Annotated in this window: 27 protein-coding genes and 3 tRNA genes; 13 read left to right on the forward strand and 17 right to left on the reverse strand. The window is 52.1% G+C overall.

Annotated features, from left to right (window positions below):
* Positions 1 to 687: an ACT domain-containing protein gene (locus VGA14_RS02020; RefSeq protein ID WP_331002075.1), complete on the forward strand. Its 687-nt coding sequence runs from the start codon at positions 1 to 3 to the stop codon at positions 685 to 687.
* Between the two features lie 32 nt (positions 688 to 719).
* Entirely contained in the window at positions 720 to 1628 is a 909-nt protein-coding gene (locus tag VGA14_RS02025) for a B12-binding domain-containing protein (protein ID WP_331002076.1), read from the forward strand.
* Here the strand turns inward: VGA14_RS02025 and VGA14_RS02030 are convergent.
* From VGA14_RS02030 to VGA14_RS02045, 4 genes are all read right to left on the reverse strand, one after another.
* A complete protein-coding gene (locus tag VGA14_RS02030; protein WP_331002077.1) occupies positions 1625 to 2074 on the reverse strand; it encodes a hypothetical protein in 450 nt (149 codons plus the stop codon). The two genes, VGA14_RS02025 and VGA14_RS02030, sit on opposite strands and share 4 nt — an antisense overlap.
* Before the next feature lie 260 nt (positions 2075 to 2334).
* Positions 2335 to 2469 (reverse strand): hypothetical protein, encoded by a 135-nt coding sequence (locus VGA14_RS02035; protein ID WP_331002078.1) that lies wholly within the window; start codon positions 2467 to 2469, stop codon positions 2335 to 2337.
* Positions 2470 to 2508: 39 nt separating this feature from the next.
* Positions 2509 to 2844 carry an FUN14 domain-containing protein gene (locus tag VGA14_RS02040; RefSeq protein WP_331002079.1) on the reverse strand — a complete coding sequence of 112 codons (336 nt, stop codon included), beginning with the start codon at positions 2842 to 2844 and terminating at the stop codon, positions 2509 to 2511.
* A gap of 209 nt (positions 2845 to 3053) precedes the next feature.
* Positions 3054 to 3179, reverse strand: a complete 126-nt coding sequence (locus VGA14_RS02045; RefSeq protein WP_331002080.1) for a hypothetical protein — start codon at positions 3177 to 3179, stop codon at positions 3054 to 3056.
* A 230-nt stretch (positions 3180 to 3409) separates the two neighbouring features.
* Here VGA14_RS02045 and VGA14_RS02050 point away from each other — a divergent pair, with 230 nt between their 5' ends.
* Together VGA14_RS02050 and VGA14_RS02055 are read left to right on the forward strand one after the other, a co-directional pair.
* Positions 3410 to 3955, forward strand: a complete 546-nt coding sequence (locus VGA14_RS02050; protein WP_331002081.1) for a winged helix-turn-helix transcriptional regulator — start codon at positions 3410 to 3412, stop codon at positions 3953 to 3955.
* Positions 3952 to 4332 carry a hypothetical protein gene (locus VGA14_RS02055; RefSeq protein ID WP_331002082.1) on the forward strand — a complete coding sequence of 127 codons (381 nt, stop codon included), beginning with the start codon at positions 3952 to 3954 and terminating at the stop codon, positions 4330 to 4332. Before VGA14_RS02050 ends, VGA14_RS02055 begins: the two co-directional genes overlap by 4 nt.
* 3 nt (positions 4333 to 4335) lie before the next feature.
* Here the strand turns inward: VGA14_RS02055 and VGA14_RS02060 are convergent.
* Positions 4336 to 4409, reverse strand: a tRNA-Ile gene (locus VGA14_RS02060).
* A 75-nt stretch (positions 4410 to 4484) separates the two neighbouring features.
* On the opposite strand from VGA14_RS02060, the gene VGA14_RS02065 reads away from it, so the two are divergent.
* Both VGA14_RS02065 and VGA14_RS02070 read left to right on the forward strand, forming a co-directional pair.
* On the forward strand, positions 4485 to 4805 hold the full coding sequence (locus VGA14_RS02065) for a translation initiation factor aIF-1A (protein WP_331002083.1): 321 nt from the start codon (positions 4485 to 4487) through the stop codon (positions 4803 to 4805).
* A 58-nt stretch (positions 4806 to 4863) separates the two neighbouring features.
* Positions 4864 to 4957: transfer RNA gene (locus VGA14_RS02070), tRNA-Ala, on the forward strand.
* A 213-nt stretch (positions 4958 to 5170) separates the two neighbouring features.
* On the opposite strand, the gene VGA14_RS02075 is transcribed toward VGA14_RS02070, so the two are convergent.
* Both VGA14_RS02075 and pcn read right to left on the reverse strand, forming a co-directional pair.
* Positions 5171 to 6577 (reverse strand): aspartate kinase, encoded by a 1407-nt coding sequence (locus VGA14_RS02075; protein WP_331002084.1) that lies wholly within the window; start codon positions 6575 to 6577, stop codon positions 5171 to 5173.
* A 6-nt stretch (positions 6578 to 6583) separates the two neighbouring features.
* Positions 6584 to 7333, reverse strand: a complete 750-nt coding sequence (pcn, locus tag VGA14_RS02080; protein WP_331002085.1) for a proliferating cell nuclear antigen (pcna) — start codon at positions 7331 to 7333, stop codon at positions 6584 to 6586.
* 366 nt (positions 7334 to 7699) lie between these two features.
* Between pcn and VGA14_RS02085 the strand changes: the two genes are divergently transcribed.
* Together VGA14_RS02085 and VGA14_RS02090 are read left to right on the forward strand one after the other, a co-directional pair.
* Positions 7700 to 7822 (forward strand): hypothetical protein, encoded by a 123-nt coding sequence (locus tag VGA14_RS02085; protein WP_331002086.1) that lies wholly within the window; start codon positions 7700 to 7702, stop codon positions 7820 to 7822.
* Positions 7823 to 7851: 29 nt separating this feature from the next.
* Positions 7852 to 8013 (forward strand): hypothetical protein, encoded by a 162-nt coding sequence (locus VGA14_RS02090; protein WP_331002087.1) that lies wholly within the window; start codon positions 7852 to 7854, stop codon positions 8011 to 8013.
* A 155-nt stretch (positions 8014 to 8168) separates the two neighbouring features.
* On the opposite strand, the gene VGA14_RS02095 is transcribed toward VGA14_RS02090, so the two are convergent.
* The 5 genes from VGA14_RS02095 to VGA14_RS02115 form a co-directional block, all read right to left on the reverse strand.
* Entirely contained in the window at positions 8169 to 8984 is an 816-nt protein-coding gene (locus VGA14_RS02095) for a TrmB family transcriptional regulator (protein WP_331002088.1), read from the reverse strand.
* A 157-nt stretch (positions 8985 to 9141) separates the two neighbouring features.
* The gene (locus VGA14_RS02100; RefSeq protein ID WP_331002089.1) at positions 9142 to 10059 is read right to left on the reverse strand and encodes an SDH family Clp fold serine proteinase; all 918 of its coding nucleotides are present in this window, start codon (positions 10057 to 10059) and stop codon (positions 9142 to 9144) included.
* A 429-nt stretch (positions 10060 to 10488) separates the two neighbouring features.
* A complete protein-coding gene (locus tag VGA14_RS02105; RefSeq protein WP_331002090.1) occupies positions 10489 to 10869 on the reverse strand; it encodes a hypothetical protein in 381 nt (126 codons plus the stop codon).
* A 349-nt stretch (positions 10870 to 11218) separates the two neighbouring features.
* Positions 11219 to 11542, reverse strand: coding sequence for a transcription factor S (locus VGA14_RS02110; RefSeq protein ID WP_331002091.1), 324 nt, complete (start codon positions 11540 to 11542; stop codon positions 11219 to 11221).
* Positions 11543 to 11555: 13 nt separating this feature from the next.
* The gene (locus VGA14_RS02115; RefSeq protein WP_331002092.1) at positions 11556 to 11831 is read right to left on the reverse strand and encodes an RpoL/Rpb11 RNA polymerase subunit family protein; all 276 of its coding nucleotides are present in this window, start codon (positions 11829 to 11831) and stop codon (positions 11556 to 11558) included.
* Between the two features lie 52 nt (positions 11832 to 11883).
* Between VGA14_RS02115 and VGA14_RS02120 the strand changes: the two genes are divergently transcribed.
* The 3 genes from VGA14_RS02120 to VGA14_RS02130 all read left to right on the forward strand — a co-directional run bounded on the left by VGA14_RS02120 (position 11884) and on the right by VGA14_RS02130 (position 13601).
* Positions 11884 to 12393: a hypothetical protein gene (locus VGA14_RS02120; RefSeq protein ID WP_331002093.1), complete on the forward strand. Its 510-nt coding sequence runs from the start codon at positions 11884 to 11886 to the stop codon at positions 12391 to 12393.
* 34 nt (positions 12394 to 12427) lie between these two features.
* On the forward strand, positions 12428 to 13495 hold the full coding sequence (gene amrS, locus VGA14_RS02125; RefSeq protein ID WP_331002094.1) for an AmmeMemoRadiSam system radical SAM enzyme: 1068 nt from the start codon (positions 12428 to 12430) through the stop codon (positions 13493 to 13495).
* Positions 13496 to 13527: 32 nt separating this feature from the next.
* A tRNA-Pro gene (locus VGA14_RS02130) sits at positions 13528 to 13601 on the forward strand.
* A 140-nt stretch (positions 13602 to 13741) separates the two neighbouring features.
* Here VGA14_RS02130 and VGA14_RS02135 read toward each other — a convergent pair.
* The 5 genes from VGA14_RS02135 to VGA14_RS02155 form a co-directional block, all read right to left on the reverse strand.
* A complete protein-coding gene (locus VGA14_RS02135) occupies positions 13742 to 13903 on the reverse strand; it encodes a hypothetical protein (protein WP_331002095.1) in 162 nt (53 codons plus the stop codon).
* 178 nt (positions 13904 to 14081) lie between these two features.
* Entirely contained in the window at positions 14082 to 14207 is a 126-nt protein-coding gene (locus VGA14_RS02140; RefSeq protein WP_331002096.1) for a hypothetical protein, read from the reverse strand.
* 92 nt (positions 14208 to 14299) lie between these two features.
* The gene (locus VGA14_RS02145) at positions 14300 to 14950 is read right to left on the reverse strand and encodes an ammonia monooxygenase (RefSeq protein ID WP_331002097.1); all 651 of its coding nucleotides are present in this window, start codon (positions 14948 to 14950) and stop codon (positions 14300 to 14302) included.
* Positions 14951 to 15105: 155 nt separating this feature from the next.
* A complete protein-coding gene (locus tag VGA14_RS02150) occupies positions 15106 to 15414 on the reverse strand; it encodes a hypothetical protein (protein ID WP_331002098.1) in 309 nt (102 codons plus the stop codon).
* Positions 15415 to 15526: 112 nt separating this feature from the next.
* Positions 15527 to 16699, reverse strand: coding sequence for a hypothetical protein (locus VGA14_RS02155; RefSeq protein WP_331002099.1), 1173 nt, complete (start codon positions 16697 to 16699; stop codon positions 15527 to 15529).
* Positions 16700 to 16895: 196 nt separating this feature from the next.
* On the opposite strand from VGA14_RS02155, the gene VGA14_RS02160 reads away from it, so the two are divergent.
* Complete coding sequence (locus tag VGA14_RS02160) at positions 16896 to 17057, forward strand: hypothetical protein (protein ID WP_331002100.1); 162 nt, start codon at positions 16896 to 16898, stop codon at positions 17055 to 17057.
* 111 nt (positions 17058 to 17168) lie between these two features.
* Entirely contained in the window at positions 17169 to 17423 is a 255-nt protein-coding gene (locus VGA14_RS02165) for a hypothetical protein (RefSeq protein ID WP_331002101.1), read from the forward strand.
* The last annotated feature ends 243 nt before the right edge of the window (positions 17424 to 17666 follow it).

Raw genomic sequence — 17666 nt, forward strand, 5'->3', positions numbered from 1 at the left:
ATGTCGGTCAGCGATAAATCCATAACAAACGCGGTCAAGGAAGTGGTAAACAACGACCTCTCTTTCCAGGACTCGCTCCAGCGCGACTATTGCAACATCAGCGCGCTTGCAAGGATAGTCAAGCCGCAGATAGACCAGATGCTTAGCAAGAACACCAGCGTCGAGAGCATCATCACTGCGTTAAAGAGGTCGAGGCGCGACTATGACGTTCCGGAGAGGCCCATCGCCGCGATCTTGGCAGGCAGCACCGTGACCGTCAAGACCGACGTTGCCAAGCTGTCGGCGGCAAAGAGCAAGAAGACCATTGAAAAGGTCGCAAAATCGCTGACGCAAAATGTCGATAATTACATCAGCATGTCTGAGAGCATCATGTCAATAACGCTGATTTTCGACGACGCGCTTTTAGATGACGTCAAGGCGATGTTTGGTCAGCACGACATACTGGAAGTCGAGGATGACCTGGCGGCAATAATCGTGCACAGCCCGGAGGAGATAATCAAGACGCCGGGGTGTGCAATCGCGTTTTACAACCAGCTTGCGCGCAGGCACATCAACATAGAGGACACCGTCAGTTGTTACACGGACACAATAATGCTCGTCAGGATGGACCAGGTTGGCAAGGCGTTCAACGCTCTCACTGACCTGATATCGGGCTCGAGAAAGATGCCCAAGAAAAAGCACCGGTAAGGGTTTTATCGTGCAGATGGGGAGCTGAATTGATGTACCGGCGCTATACGCTTGACGAGGTCAAGCGCAAGATTGTCGACGCCCTGCAGAACGCCGGGACGGGGCTTTCCGGGATTGAACTTGCAGCCAAGACCGGCCTGAACCGAATGACGATAACAAAGTACCTGGACGTGATGCACGCAATAGGGCTTGTAAAAAAGAAAAAGATTGGCACAGTCAATGTGTGGTTTTTAGAAACAGGTGTCGCAGACATCGAGTTTCCGGTGAACTACAACCAGGTGCAGCAAAAGCTGCTCGACTTTGCGCTTGCCGGCGAGGAAGAACATGCGCGCCGGCTCCTGGTGAACGTTCTCCACTCAAACGTCGACCAGGTAAAAATACTGACTGACGTCATACTGCCGGCCGCAAACACCGTCAACGAACTGTACAGCAGGGGCAGGATCGGCAAGACGGAGCGAATACACCTGTCGGCGGTGCTTGGCGAGCTAGTCGACCTTGTCAAGTTCAACGTCCATCCTGCAGAGTCCAAGATGAACGCCCATGTCATTTGCGTGGCCGGCACCGACGACATGGTCCACCTTGCAAGAAGCGCCGCCGTCGCGTTTCGGGTGCTCGGGTGGGACTCGAACTACGTTGGCAGCATCGAGCAGGACATGGACCCCTTTTTCGATATCGATTTCCAGCGCTACCTCTCGCGCGTCTGGGGCAACAGGCGCGGGCTCTTGCTCGTCTGCGTGCTCTCGTCAGGCGAGGGACCGCTGCGCCTGCTTGCGTCAACGACGAGGTCCATGAAGGGCAGGCTCAAGGGCGAGCTGCGCCTTGCAGTCATCGCCACGCCCGAGCTCCAGCAGGCCGCGGAGGAGGGAGCCGACCTGGTCGTGACGGACCTGCCGTCGGTCATTGACTGGGCCGAGAGCCAGTACGTGTCTATTGCGGGCTAGAACGACGGGAACGGTGTTATCGGGGGCACGTTCGGGACGAGTGCCTGCAATGCCACGGTCACTATCGCACCTATCACAACGAACACGACTGTCGCAAGGATGGCTATGCCAAGGGCCCGGAGCCACCCGGTGTCAAAACCGATTTTGAACACGCCAATCCATGCGATGAATGCGAGAATGAACGACACCGCCGCCACAAAGTACTGCTCGCCAATAGTGACCGAGAGCACAAAGCCTGAGATGAGGAACACGATGGCGTAGATAGCCGGCCCGACGGCCGTCACGAGCATGGCCCGGGTGAACCTGGCCTTCCCAAGCGTCAAGAACTTGGCCGCGAGCCACACAGGGATGGACACTAGTATCCACAGGATGAGAAGCCCTACAAGAAGCGCAATCACGACGAGCGCAACATCGGCGACGCCCTGCAGCAGCATTTGTTCAAGCAACGCCATCTTTAGTACGCATCAGGATTTAAGCGCTATCGGGTGTTTCTAGAATAATGGAGGGGACTACGTTTGTTCCAGTCACTTCTACGGCGTGCTCGCCATGGTGGTAGTTGATCTCAACCACGACGTCGGCGCTGGTCTCTGGCTTTATTGACTTCGTTTGACTCGGGATTCACCAGTTGACCGTCTATCAGGACCTTCATCTCGCCGCTAAGCATTGCCTTTGGTATGGTTAACTCCGCCGCGCCAGTGGTGCCTGTCTAGCCTTCGACCGTTAATGAAACCCTCTTTACTTCCAGGTGCAGCCCGACGTTGCTCACGTTGGAGTTGCTTGTTATGTCTATTTGGAACTGCTCGCCTTCCTGCGCGCTTGCTGGAAACCCTTGCGTGACCAAACATTCGAGTGACCGGCGCATGCGTCAGTATGGCCGCGGTCAGCCCTTCATGAAGCCAAACGCAAACGCTGCTGCAAAGCTTCCGGTGAGGGGGATGCCGATGTTTGCGAGCGCGGAAACGGTCTGGTCGGCCGCGCTAGGTATCGTGCCGGTGGCGTTCTGCAGCCCCTGAAGTGTACCCTCAGAGCTTGCCACAAACCTGTCCCAGTGTATTGTTATTATCTCTTGATGCCAGAGGTACGCAAGCGCCGAAAAGAACAGGCCGATTAGGACGAGCATCAGCTTCATAACCTTCTTTATGGCATAGCCTATGAGAAAGCCGGCTACACCGCCGAACCCTACCGAGGCCAGAATGGAAGTCGGCTCAAAGCTCAACATTGCGGGTAAGCGTTATCTGGATTTATACTTCGCGTATGAATCGTCTATAGAGTGAGGGTAGTCATGCTCTCGCCCGAGAGCATAACAATCCATCTCGCACGGTTATCGTAAGGCCGAGCTCTTCGCCATCCCCACCTTGCCCGCTAAATACAAGCTGATGGCCGGGTCGTAATAGGAAGAACCTGTTAGAGCCGGAGGATGAAAAATCAGTCTTCGACAAGAAATTCGTCTGTGAATACTTCACTGTCTGCCAGCGCGAGCTGTCCGGTGAGAGCTCCTGACAAAACGGTAAGGATCATTATTGCCAGGAAAGCCGTTTTCTGGTTGTTCATGCTTTAGTACTGGGCCGGCATGATAATAACCAACATGATACAACCGACTGACCTGGGCTATTATGCCTGACTGCGCAGGGTCCAATCAATTAGTCGCTTGTACCACAACAGATTATATCAATCACCCCTGCCTACTAGGTACGTGGTGCCAAGAGATACCGGCGATGCGGCCGTCTTTACCCCTCCCAGCGTCTGGTTTAACACCAGCTCAAGCGATTGGTCGGTCGATTTTGAAGGATGACGACATTGAAGGAAATACAAAGAGGGCGCTTCAATTCATTCAGGAGAGCCCTGGGTGCCACCTGCGCCGGATTAGGCAGGAGCTGAGGGTGTCCATGGGGACGGCTCAATATCACCTGGGCCTTTTGGAAAAAGCTGGCAAGATAACGTCGAACAGGCACGGGCTATTCAGATACTATTTCCCTGTCGGCATTTTCCAGGACAACGAAAAAAACCTCCTTGAAGTCCTGAGCCACGAAACTGCAAGGGACATCCTGATGTTCATAATTGAGCAGAAGAATCCCACACAGACAGACATTGCAAACAGGATCGGCGTATCGGCAGCGTCCGCGAGCTGGCACGTCAGACGGCTGTCCGAATTTGGTATGATCACTGAGGTCAGGGAAGGAAAATTCAAGAGGTACCAGCTGCGTGAAGACCCACGGCACCTCGTGTCGTTGATGAAGAACTATTACCCGTCGCTTTGGGACAGATGGAGCAACAGGCTGGCCGAGATGTTTCTTTCGCTTTCTGTCGGGGAGGAAAAAGAGTCGTGACAGACTCATTGTTCATGCCCGTCTGGCTCTTGTTGTCGTGGTTGATGCGGCAGGTAGAGAGCGGGATTGATGAGATAGGGGAAGAACCCACGGCAGAAGTCAAGTCGTACGAACCCATAGAGCAGGCAATCAAGATAGGCATCGCAGCGTTTTCGGTCCTTCTCCTAGGGCTTTCAATCTCGGCCTACAGGAAGACCGCGCTTAAAGGAATAGTGTACGCTGCCGTGGCGTTTGGTCTGTTCGCGGTGCAGATGTTCTTTGATTACCTAGGAGACGCGGTTGAAGGTTTTGACGCGCCATTCAATGATATTATTTTCATGGGCATTACCTTAGCTATTCTAGTCCTATTCTTCATGGCCATCGTCAGAAAGGGATGAGAGTGGGCCGTAAGGGATTTGAACCCTCGACCTTTCGATTATCAGTCGAACGCTCCACCAAGCTGAGCTAACGGCCCATTCAATGCAACTATTTGGGCGTTATTTAATTTGTAGCACCGGTACACTTTTAACACCATAGCTCCGCATGATCTTTGGGACCAGAAATAGGCAAGAAAAAGGTACTTTCCGAATCAGCACTGAAGGAGATGGTAAAGCCGCAGGAAGGCGAGCTCTTGGGCAGAGTGATAAAACTCGTCGGCGGCGACAACATCATTGTAAAGTGCACCGACGGCAAGGTGCGCACTTGCAGGATACGCGGAAAGATAAAGCGCAGGATGTGGATCCGCGACAACGACCTTGTCCTCATAGCCCCGTGGGACTTTCAGCCGGAGAGGGCGGATATCATCTGGCGCTACATCTCGGCGCACGCAGAAAAGATGAAGGCCGATGGTTTGCTTCAAGGGCTCGACTAATACGCTCAAGCCCTTCTTCTAATAACTTTAAATTATCATTGGTTTGGCTAGTTGCTGTGGGCTGGTAGTTTAGTCCGGTAGAATACCTGCCTTGCATGCCGGTAAGGCAGAGGACACGTAGGTGGTCGTGGGTTCAAATCCCACCCAGTCCACTACATATTACAACCTTGAACAAAAATATGGTCGGGGTCGGTTCTGTCAGATCTTCGGGTCATGATCGACCGCTTTGCATGAGTTCGGATCATCTTTTCCACCTTGGACTTCCGTTTCAATCCTCGTGCATATTCTTGCTCAATTCCTCGCTTTGTTGTATCCCAAGTAAGATTCGGCCATGTCTGGTCGACTGCGCCGACGTAGCTCTTCAGCTAACTGTTCTTCCCAAGCCCGAATTCGTCGTGTAGGGCGTTCACCGCTCTTTCACAGTTCTTGTCGCTCACGACAAACGCCAGGTTAAGCTCAGACGAGCCCTGCGCTATCATTATAACGTTGACGTCACGCTTTGCGACTGCGCCAAATACCTTGGCCGCGACGCCTTTTATGCCGCGCATCCCCGAGCCGACGACCGCAATCACTGCCACTTCGTCGTTCACGTTTATCCTCTTTATTACCCGCCCGAGCAGGCTCAGCTCCAAGGTAGTGGTCGCTTTGTCTAGGTCGCTTTTCCGCACGACCATTGAGATGCTGGACTCTGACGGGCTCTGGGATATCATCATGATGTTCACCTTGTTCTTTGCAAGCGCGTCAAAGATCTTGGCTGCTGTGCCCGGGGCGCCTACCATGCCGCCCCCACCCACATCGATGAGCGCGGTGTGACGTATAACACTCACCGATTTCACTATGCGCTGCGAGTCCTTGCTGGGCACCTGCGTTATGACAGTTCCCGGGTGCTTGATATTGAACGTGTTGCGTATGCGTATTGGGATCTTGGTGTCCATCACCGGCTCAAGCGCCCTTGGGTGCATGTACTTGGCCCCGAACAGAGCCATCTCCATAGCTTCTGCAAACGATACTTCCTTGAGCACCTTCGCGCCTTTGACTATCTTGGGATCGGCAGTCATCAGACCATCCACATCGCTCCAGAGGCACACCTCGCCGGCGTTGATGCTTGCAGCGATTATGGTCGCCGTGTAGTCGGATCCTCCGCGCCCTATCGTAGTCGTGTTGCCGTGCTGGTCTGCGCCTATGAAACCTGTTACCACGGGCACAGCGCCGCGCTTTGTTATGGGCGCAAGTGTGTGGCTCACGCGCAGCTTTGTGGTATCCATCAGAGGTCGCGCTTCGCCGAAATTGGAATCGGTGAAAATTCCGGCGTCCTTGCCCGTCAGGTATTCCGAGCCGACCCCGATGTCTCTGAGCGCAAACGACAAGATGGGCGCTGACAGGCGCTCGCCAAACGACATCAGGTAGTCAAGCGACTTTGGGGTGACCTCTCCCAAGAGCACTATGCCTCCAAGCACGTCCTGCAGCTCACCAACCGTCTTTTTGACCTCCGCAAGGGCCTTTTGCTTCAGCTTCTTGTTTGATATTGCGCCACTCGCTATCACAATGTGGGTCTTCAATGCCTTTTTCACGAAATCCGCTATCGACGCCCTGTCGCCACGCCTGACACTGTCTGCTATTGCTAAAAGGCCGTCAGTCATACCTCTTACTGCAGAAACAACACACACGATGTCGTCTCCTCTGTCTTTGTACGATTTCACAAGCGTGGCGACGTGCTTCACCTTGTCCGGGGAGTCCACCGCCGTCCCGCCAAACTTCATCACGAGCATCATGTGCTATCAGTCTTGGACCCGTGGTGCCAAATAGAAATGTATGCGCCCTACGTTTGCTATCCTGAATTCCAATCTGAGCGGCATCTTACTTGAATACTCTACCGTTACCGAGCCGCCCATCGCAATAACTGCCTTTGTTATCTTGCTCAGGTAGTCGAGGCTGTAGGTGGCCTTGCTGTTCTCCTTGACTGCAAGCTCCTCAAGCCCCTCGTTTCCCACCTCCAGAGAGATGTCTGCCTCGCCCGAGTCGCCTCGGCCTGCAAAGCTTATCCTACCAGATTTTGCGTCAAGCGACACGAACTCGGAGACGACCTGCACGTCGGAAAGCACCCTGTCAAACGCCGCCGCGGAGAGTACGACTTTGGAGTTAAAATTCAGCTTTGGTAGTGGAGTGGAACTTGCAGAGCTTTCAATCAATCGCGTCTTGTACTCGCGCTTGTAGCCGTTCTGCATCCTGACGTGCAGCATGCTGTCGTCGCTCAATGAAATTTCGACCACGTCCTTTTTGTCAGCGCGCTTGACAAGTTTGGAGAATTCGTCGACGCGGATGCCGAACTTGACCGCGCTGTCGCACTCGTAGCGCTCAAACGCGTGGTTGGGCCAGTAGATGTCGATGAGCGCGATGTGCGATGGATCCATGCCGCGAAAGGATATTCCTTCCGCGGTGGCCTCAAATGTGGCCTCGTCGACAAGCGTGGATATCGCAGAAGCAACAGCTTTCCATTCTTCAGGGGACTTGGTCCGGGCTAAGAACACCAAATATGCTATTTGGAAGCCAGTTCCGATTTTAAACATTACTAATTTCGAGGCTGCAAACCACGATTGAATTTTGGACTTGCGCCCGGCAGATTTGGAAATTATTGCTGTCGATCCACTAGTTGCCAGCATCCTTTTGCCGGTGCGAATCTTTAAGTATTGTGAATACATAATTTCGGTAACATTTTAGATGCTGGATCCCTTTATCGCCCTCCCGTTTCTGGCCACCTAGTGACGCTCGGCTATCTTCAGCGGCCTTGAGGCTGACCGGATCTCGATAGGCAAGGGTTAGCTGAGACGCATAGTTAACGAGGGCAAAAGGGGCTCGGGTCGCTTGAGGACATCATCGAGGAGCTGGTGGGCGAGATGGCATACGAGATGGACGCTGAAGCGCTACACATCAAAAAGGTGGATAAGCAGACTGTCGTGACGAGGGGCGATGTGGAAATCGACAACATCAACGAAGCACTGAATATTCACCTGCCATAGGACAAAGACTACTCGACTTTGAGCGGGTTTTGCATAAGCTGCATAGGATACCAGGAAAGGGTGACAAGCTAGAGATAGGCAACCTCGAGATAAATGTGGAAGAAATGGGGAAAAGCCAACCCCTGTTTGTCAGGATACAAAAGCCAACCTCCATGGTCGAGAGCAAGCAAAAGCCGCCGGACCAAAATTAGGGATGACTGACTTGGCAACCACGAATGGCGTTGGCCTAACCATGTTAACCCATCTGACCATGGGTTATATTGCACCGCCCGCTAAGGCAACTCAACCGCGCTCGCGATGTCAGGCTCTCCAAAAATCCGGCTACTGGTTAGCGTGTCTAGAGAGGCTACATCACGTTCTCAAAGAGGAACTTGAACACTGAGACCAGGGAGAGGTTGTTGGTGTAAAACCCACACATCTCGGACTTTCTGACCTGCTGCCCTTCGAGTATCACGATTATTTCTCTACCGTCCACCAGCACGAAACTCGCCGGCACCGCCTTCTCGGTGGTATTGCAGAGGATTTGGCTTTTGTCTCCAGCCATGTATTCTTCAGGGTTCTTGCAGGGCGTCCTGAGCTTGACATGCACGCCCCTTGTTGTGAGCTCTATAAGCTGATCCGTTACGCCTGAGTGGTAAAAGTTGACCATGTTCCTGTCGGTAAGCAAAATGAGCGCGTCTTCCTTGGCATCGGCAAGCATCCTGCTTATCTTGGCGTTTATGGCATTTTCACCCATTACGACATTGTAGCGCTGCTTGTCATCCTGCCTGATGACCTTGTTGCTAACAAGGGCATCGAACATCACCGTATATTCTTTTTTCTTGTTTTCAAACACATCGAGGGCGTTCCTCTTGGACTGAACCAGGCAGTCGACGACCTCTTCAAGCGACATGGAGTAGTACTTTTGCGGTCTGTCAAAGGTGGAAAAGACGATGCCCTTGGAAAGCAGGCCGGAAATATAGTTGTAGGTTTCCGTACGTTGGATCCCGGTGTACCGCGAGATGTCGCTTGCGCTTGAGTGGCCGTGGGTCATAAGATAGACCAAAATCCTGGCCTCGTTGAGCGTGAGATCAAGCTTTTGCAGTTCTGCGACTAGATTCTTCTCAATATCCATTATTGGAGCCTCCGCATCTATTCTGCTCATCTTCTGTATCGATTCCATATCTGGAAGCTACGGGTAGCTAGCCAGATATATCAAGTAGCTGTAGTAACAAAAATAGACACACACTGAATTACAAAGCTATAGGTGATTTTATATAAAATCCATAGAACGACTTGTAATATTTACATCAGGAAAAAATCATGCGCGCTTTTTGCACCTACGTTTCCCCGTAAAGCGTCATGAAGGGGGCCCTGCGATCCTTAAGCGTAAGTTTGCAGATTACGCCTGCCTGCGTATACTTGTCCATTGTCTTGACTATCCTCCTGGTCATGTCAGAGTTGTCTTCCGACATCTCGCCAGCCTTGAGCCCCAGAACCATGCAGATGTGGTAGTCCATGTGAAAGTCACGCGCAGGGTAGCTGAACATTAATTTCTGCGAAACCTGGCTTGCCTTTTCCTCTCTGTGTGGGTCTGATGCAAACATGTAGTCAAAAAGTAGTCTGTATGCGTACTTTGCGGCGACTGTTCGCTGCCTGTAGAAGTTGGCGACACCAGCTGGCCCAACGCTTTTGACAAACTCGGTTAGGAGGTCGGTCTCGACGCTTGACTTTGTCTCTACTTTTTCCCTATTCAGCGCGGCCTCTGCTTTGAGCCAGCACTGGATAGCAAAGTCTGTGAAATAGTCGACAGAGACAAGGGCACCGTCCTGCTCGGTCAATACTTCTACCGGGGAAAGGTAGGCGTACGCGCCCATGGATATGCTGTCTGCGCACAGGCAGGTCAGCGTCCCGGCACCTCCTGCGCGGTACGGCACTAGAAAATTGACAGACGAGGCGAACCTGCGAAGCACCTGGGCCATCATGTATCCTGTATGGGGCGTGCCTCCGGACGCATGAATGAGCACGTCGAGCTCTTTGATCCTCTTTGTGTCCCTATTGTAACCCAGGCGTCTGAACTCACTGTAAAGCGCTTCCACATCATCATCACTCACGCTGCCCCTGTCCTCAGGGTAGTACATTATCAGAAGGGGCCGGTTCCGCGACTCGCGGAAGGCCATGCATATTCCGTCGATTTCCTTCTCCGCAAGGGATACGGGCGTCTCCTGCAGGACGTCGTCGCGTTTTTTTTCTACCAACGGTCCCCGTTCTCCGCCATTCCGCTCCGTCGGAATAATCCCTCACTCTCGCTAGACAGCCTCACTTGCGATTTGCCCTACTTTCTGAAAAATGGGTTGTAGCTTAGATAAAGATGGTGATACCGTATACCGGCTTTTTTTTCCAGAAATGATTTCGCTCCTCCCATGGGTGGGATATTGGGCCATACCTGACCCAATAATGGCCCGCTATGGCCACATTAGGAGCGTAGTTTCTCGAAATGTTCAGCGCACGCTTCCGGCAGCCTCAGGCATCGAGATTTCCCCAGCGTTGTCAGATCGTTTTCAAATCAACTAGAGCGTGGCGCTATATTGCTTGTTGCTAATTCTATTATAGCTACTGTAGTTAAGCTAGAGTTCCTTGTAGCGCCTTCTATTTTCCCGAATGTAGGTCCCGTTCAGGAAACCTGGCTACCTGAGAGACTTGAACTGGGTAATTATGCTGGCCCGGAGTGACCTAAGGTTCTCCTCGGTCGTGTGGGAAAGAACTGCCACTACTTGCAGCCTCTTTGAGAGTGGTACTGCAAGTATCTCGTACTTGTCAACGAATGCCGCACTGACAAAATTCAAGCGGCCAAAATCCTCAGACCAAAGTGAGCACATCTTGACGACCATAACTGCCTGTATGTGAAGCTTTTCCAATTTGGACGGGTGGAGGTCCAAGAACCCATCGTGCGCAATAACCTTTATCTCCTCATCCACAACTGCCATGTAGGCGATGTTTTCGTTCTCCTTGAATATTCTGTCCACCGCCTGTGCGAACGTTTCGTTGGAGCAGTTCCTTGCTGTCATACATTTCTAGGTACCTTAGCGTGAACTATAGTGTTTGCAAGCACAATCTTGCTACATAAAACCCGCCCCGATTAAGTGTGCCCTTCCTACATACTAACCATAAAATCCGTTTCTGGTGATCTTTGACAGTTGCCAGAAGCAGAAGAGCTTCGCATAGTGCATTCACTGTTCATGCTTTAGTTGGCCTCTACTTGTCTGAAAGGAAATCTAACTTTGGGTTCAAGAACGCGGAAACCACTGACTATGAATCAAGAAAAGACGTCTAGGTCACGCCTGTCATTCCATCTCTCGTCTATCTGCTTGCAGGCTTAGCTGCAATCCTGTTCAGCGACCAGATAGCCCTCCCATTCTAGGAGTAGTTGCGCCACGTGTGGTTGCACTTGGTGCACCTGAAAAACTGCGTCGTGGCTTCGTCGGCCGATCTCGTTTGCAGCATCCACCACACCGCCTCGCTGTGATTACACGACGGGCACGCCATGCTTATCGTCGGCAGGGCCTCACTCTCGTTCTCGTCCATGACCTTGAGCGACGCGTTGCTGCCTGTAGCCTGTTTCACTACCTCCTCCCTTCTTACACTGTCTCCACCCTTGACCTTCTTGCCGCACTTGGGGCATGCAACAATCTCGCCGGGCTTGGGCCTCAGGCGCGCTCCGCAATCAGGGCAAAACTTCAAGGCAAAACCCTCGCTATTTCAGTGCCGCTTTTATAGTGCCTAGTAGTTCTTTTGAATAATCAACGGCAGACGTGGACGCGTCCTGTAAGACTTCTACAGGGTTCTTTCTCTTTGTGGCTACACGCATCTTGAAATCCTTGGTGAGCGGGTGTTGGAGCACCACTCCTGCAAAGTCGACGCTCTTTTCCTTCAGTAGTTCATGTTGCACGATGTGCAGGATTGAAATGTCTTCCTCGGTTATCTTGAGCTCGAGTTCGGTATCCTTGAAATCAGTAATCTCTGCAAGCATGCCGGCGAAAAGACAACTACTTATTGAGGATATAAATGATACCATCAGGGAATTGTCGTCCTACATCAGCGGCGCGACTTTGGAAAAATCTCAGGACACGGTCAGGAAGAACCAGCCGCTGACGCTCAACCTCAGCTTCAAGATAGAGGGGGCGATAAGGGACGCCTTTATCCAGAAAAACTGGGAAAAGGCCTACAACAAGCACGACAACGGCTTCCGCATGACCATTGAAGTGGATGTAAAGTCGGGCCGCAAGGTGATAACGCCGCTAAAGTTCGTCAGAAAGGCGGCGCTTTTCTGGACTCGAAATCCCAAGATCCCGTACAGGATATGGGTGTCAATAGTCAAGGACGATACGCCGAACTATCCGCTGACAGTCGAGGAGGCGCAATCCCTCTTGTTTGACGTGAACAAAGTGATTGAACTATCAGGCAAGGACCTGCCGTCAGGCCCGCATAAACTGTCTGCAGACATCCGCGTTTCTTGGGGCAAGCACGAGTACACCGAGCCGGAAGGGATAAGGGGCAAAACGGGCGAAGTGGAATTGCGCGCCTTTGCCTGACCGTTTATAAGATCAAACCGCCAATAATCCCCCAGTGCAAGCAGAGATCCCCGGCAAGGACGCAGAGCTTGCAGTCGCATTGCCAAACGGCAGGTTGCGCTGCACGGCGTGCGCCCGGTACTGCGAGATACCCGAGGGCAAGATAGGGCTCTGCGGCGTTCGGGGCGTAGTTAACAACAGGTTGCGCTTGTTCGTTTACGGCCGGGTCGTTGCCGGCCACGTCGACCCAATTGAAAAAAAGCCCGTGACGCACTACCACCCGGGTTCTTCGATTTTTTCCATCGCGACGACCGGCTGCAATTGGCTTTGCAAATACTGCCAGAACTATGACATTTCACAGCGCAGAAAAGTGGAAGGGACAGAGATGGCGCCGGAGCAAGTTGCGCAGACTGCCGCAAAATATGGCGCGCAGGGCATTGCCTACACATACAACGAGCCCTCCATCTTCATCGAGTTTGCCCGCGACTGCGGCCTTGAGGCGCACAAGCGTGGAATATTCAACATTTTCGTGTCAAACGGCTATGACACACCTGAGTCAGTCAGCGAAATGAACAAGTTTTTGGACTGCATCACAGTAGACTTCAAGGGGTCGGGCAAGACCGAGTTTGTCAGGCGCTACATTGGCATCCCAAGCGCGGACCCGATATTTTCGACGCTGCGCGAAATAAAGAGCAGGACCAAGATCCATGTCGAGATAACCGACCTTATCGTGCCGCAGGTGGGCGACGACCTGGAGCAGGCAAGAAAATTGTGCAAATTCGTGCACGACGAGCTTGGGCCTGATACCCCAATTCACTTTTTGCGCTTCCATCCTGACTATAAGATGATGGAATTCGGGTCGACGCCGGTCGAGACGCTTGAAAAGCACCATGAAATAGCAAAGAAGGAAGGCCTGACCTATGCGTACCTGGGCAATGTGCCCGGCCACCCGCTGGAGGACACGTACTGCCCCGGCTGCAAAAATGTTGTCATTGGCCGGTACGGCTTTAACGTCGACTCGTGGAACCTTGATGCGCACAACAAATGCAAAGTTTGTGGCCACAAGATACCCCTAGTCGGCAGCCTGCACAAGCAAAAGAGCCGGCTGCAGTTCATACACTAGGTTAAAATTGCGCCCAGCGCGCGCAATCTGAGGGGGTCGTTGTCTAGCTTGGCAGGATGCCAGCCTTGGGCGCTGGAGGTCGCTGGTTCGAATCCGGCCGACCCCACCTGTGATTTCATAAGAACGACATTCAGGCGCTGACTATGCCATCTCGTCTTTCATGTCTAGCTTCCAGAAGCGCAACGCCATGGCAACCTTGAAGCAGATGGGTGCCGGGTCATCTCCATGGGGGAGCGGGTCATTGAGTCATGCAGTTATCCTTAGGAGCCGAGTCTTGCCGCTTGGGTCTTCAAGCATCTCCGTTATCCCAAGCCTACCCGAAATGACGGCAAGGTTTGCCTTTCCGCTGACTACGGAGTAAGTATCCTCGTCAAGCGTTATCTCGCCACCTGTAACTTTAAAGCTCATCACTTGTTCATTGGCTTTGGTGGTCTCAATATGTATGACGACAGAGGAGTCTGCAGTTGCCCTGTCTTTAAGGCGCGTAGCAATCCCACCGGCTGTTACTTGGTAGGGTATAATAATCCCGTAGAAACTTCCCGCTACATCTTGGCGCCAAGCCTGCCGACTGGCTATGCTGGCTCTGCTAGCCCGATCTGACTTGCGTCGCTTGGGGGCCGTGAGGCCTTCTGGCCCTCGTACCAAAGAGCAGGCAGGCGAGAAAGATTATGACGCCTGCTGTTGTCGCGTAAATGAATAGCTGGTCCGCCATGCGTAAGGATTACGCGATCGTCGAAGATAAACCTGTCGACATGGCTTGGACTAGAGTCTGATAAAATAAGAAAAAGGAAAGAAAAGGGGGTTTTAATCCCACTTGCTCCACGCGGCCATCCATCTGTATGTCCACGTGTTAAGCTTCGCACCCAACGCAGCGATGGGCACCGTTAGCACTGCAGCAGCTCCAGATCCTAGAGCGACAGGCGAGTTGTAAAACTTACCTACCTGAGGCTCGATCGGCGTCATGTATGCTGGCAGCGTCGGTCTCGGATACTTGAAGGCTACCTCAAGCGGGTCCCTGATGAGCAACAGGTTGACCATGTTGAACAACGGGAAGGATAGGCCAACCAACGTGCCGCCAATGATTATAGCAGCGTGCTTGTTGCGTCTTGTCGCCCAGTATGTGAGGTCCAACAACATTGCCGACGGGATCCACACCGGCACCACGATGAAGTCGTATGGATAGCCAAGCGCAAACCATGCGCCCTTTGCAACCCATGTGTATATGGTCATGATTGTGGCGTAGTATGTGGCCGTGCCCGGAACGCCTGTGAACAACATGTAGTATATCGCACCCACAGCAAGCATCGTCGACTGCGAGACCGAGAATACCACGAAGGATGTCCACATCCAGTCCGTGTAGAAGATGTAGTCTCCTGCGTTGATGGTTAGCAGCGTGCTGTTGACAGCAACGACTACTATGAACAAGTAGTGCGTTGTACGTCTTAGCCAGACCATTAAAGACCTAGACAGAGTGCTTGTATATAAAATTTGTTGCCCGCAAAATGGCGGTGCGAAATCCGCAATCCTCCTCGGTCATGGAGCCTGAATCGCTGCAGCAGCATGACTGCAAAGTTTGTGGTGAAAAGAAAAGAAGAGAAGAAAAAATGATTCTAAGCCCTTACTGGCTTTTCGTTTACGATCTTCCAGATCCAGAAGAATCCTAGGGCCTCGATAACAGTCAGGACAGAGAGTGCATAAAGACCACTCGGCAACGGGTACGCCCACGGGTATACACTGACGCCAACATAAATCCCGCCAGCAGTCGCAGCCCAGCACAGGGCAAAGCCGAGAATGTATACGTTCTTCATGTTTTCGACTCTGCGGCCGATCATGCGCTCAATGTCGTCGCGGCTCTCGCCGCCTCCACCGCTACTGCCGCCCTTACGTCCGCCACTTCCGTATCCCTTTGGTAGAGTCATTTGCTATACAATCAGGGCATGCCTTTTTAAATTTTGCTGTCATACGGCCGTGGGGGACCCACGCGCCGGCGGATCTCGTTGCATAAGAAAACGGGAAAAAGGGAATGGGTGGCTAGAGGGCGTTTCTCCCGCCAAACAGGCTCCCAAAGCTTGTGCCGTAAAACCTCGTCATGAGGGCAACAAAGCCTATAACGGCGCCTGCGATTACCAGCGCGCTCACGGGGAACTCGGGGACAACCACGATATCGAATTCCGCGATCTCCCTGAAGTCGCCGGGACTGGTCACTCCGTTAACAGAATTGACCACCACCTCAATAGTCTTGCCTCCTCCATCTCCAAAGATGATGTTATGTTCTGCTATTCCCAGTCTGGCGAGCTTGTTCTTCTGTTCCATGATGATATTCCCGTCAGAGTCTTTTACCGTGAAATCATAGCCGACGTTTTCTTCTGGAAATGCTCTATTGTCATAGAACGATATGGTAAACACTGTTTCTTCTCTAGGCATGATTTCAACTGGCCGCCAATCGATCTCTATCTGATGCTGCGCGGTAACAGTACTCTTTCTTATGGGCGGTACCGGAATTTCTCCACTGCCCTGTGGTGTCTCTGGCTGCCCCTCTCCTTGTTCCAAGAGTTCATACTTGTACCTGACAGGGGGCGGTGGCTCGGTTACATCTGCATATACCAGCGCCTTCACAGGATACGGGAAATTGTCCGCCACCCAAATTTTATTGACCGTGCTTCCCCTGCTATAACTAATGATGGTTGTATCAAAAGTCCCACCTTGGACTGTAACAGTCTCGGTACCGACGGGTCCTATTACTGCCGCGCCAGTTCCTGCGACGTTGCCCCACGGATTTCCACTAAGAGGCTTGGGATCTGATTTTGAAGCATAGGCTTCTAGGAAGGTCAAGCTATTCTGATATCCGCTGATAAAAGGCACCATTTCGGACGGTATTTCGCCACCTCCCAAAGGTGTGAGGTTGTTATCTGCGAGGCGGAGAGTTCCCTCTAAGACTTTGCCTTGAGTGACAACAAAGGCGGGTGCAATCCAGGCACCTCTGTCATCTTGTTCTTGGAAATAGATCGTGATCTCGTACGGTACACTATCATTGGTAAGTATATCCTCGATCCTATAAGTCACGAATGTGTCTTGAAGCGTTCCTTCACCCACGTACCAGGTGTTTGACTGTGCATAGGCGCTCACAGCGCCAGAGGAGACGGCTAGGATGCCGAATACCAGCACAAAAGCTGTCGCCGAAGGTGCGAAGAACTTGGTGTCCATTAAAGAAGATTGAAAAAACGTCCTGATAAACGTTTCAATTTTGCTTCCTTCAAGTCTGCAGTCGATGGAATCACATTCTAGCATAATCTGTTCTTCTAATGATATACTAAAACGGCTTTCTTAAAACCCTCAACCTGACTTACCCGATTTGGACGACGATAAACAAATAAGTGGAACGCCCGGATGACAGGTAGCGATGTGCAACTGCCCCAAGGTCACTTTCTACGAAGTCGAGTTCAAGCTTTTTGGCATGAGGGTGGTGCCTACCCACAAGAACTGCGGAGAGACCCTCAACGACGACCAGTTCAACTCGTTTGAGAAGGAGCTCGTCAAGTACTGGGGCTTTGAGCAAAAGTAATCCCCTTTATATTCGCCAGATGCGGACTGTTTAAATTCTCTAACCGATGCGCGCGGTCTAGCCACGTCAACTTTATTAATGCCGGGCCAGATTTTTTGGTAGGTGTTTTGAATGACTAAAATGCTCAACGTTAGCATAGAAACGACGGGCGTAGATGCGAACGAAGCCAAGGAATGGGTAAGCGAACTGGCGAACATTTATGCCGACATGGAAGTGGCGAACGTGAACGTGTCTGGAAGCAAGATATCCTTCAAAGCTGGATTTTCTGGCATGGATGATACCGAGCCGGACGACATCAAGATGAAGCTCGAAGAGTACATCACAATGAACGAGGCCATCTCTGCCAAGAGCATCAACGTCAACTAAGCCCTCCTGCCTTTTCTTTACTTTTATAACGGTCGATATTAATCATCATGGATTATTACTAATCTTCTTATACAAAATTCACCAGAAGGGTGTGAACAATAGATGACTTGCAAAGGTATATGCATACGTCACAAGGCCCAAAAGCCGGTCGGCTCTGGAAGGTACGCTAGCGGCCAGAAGCGCTGTCAGATCTGCGAGATATTCATCAAGTGGGACGGCCTCTGGTGCCCATGCTGCGGCTAC

Source organism: Nitrososphaera sp., assembly GCF_036397675.1.
Lineage (GTDB): Archaea > Thermoproteota > Nitrososphaeria > Nitrososphaerales > Nitrososphaeraceae > Nitrososphaera.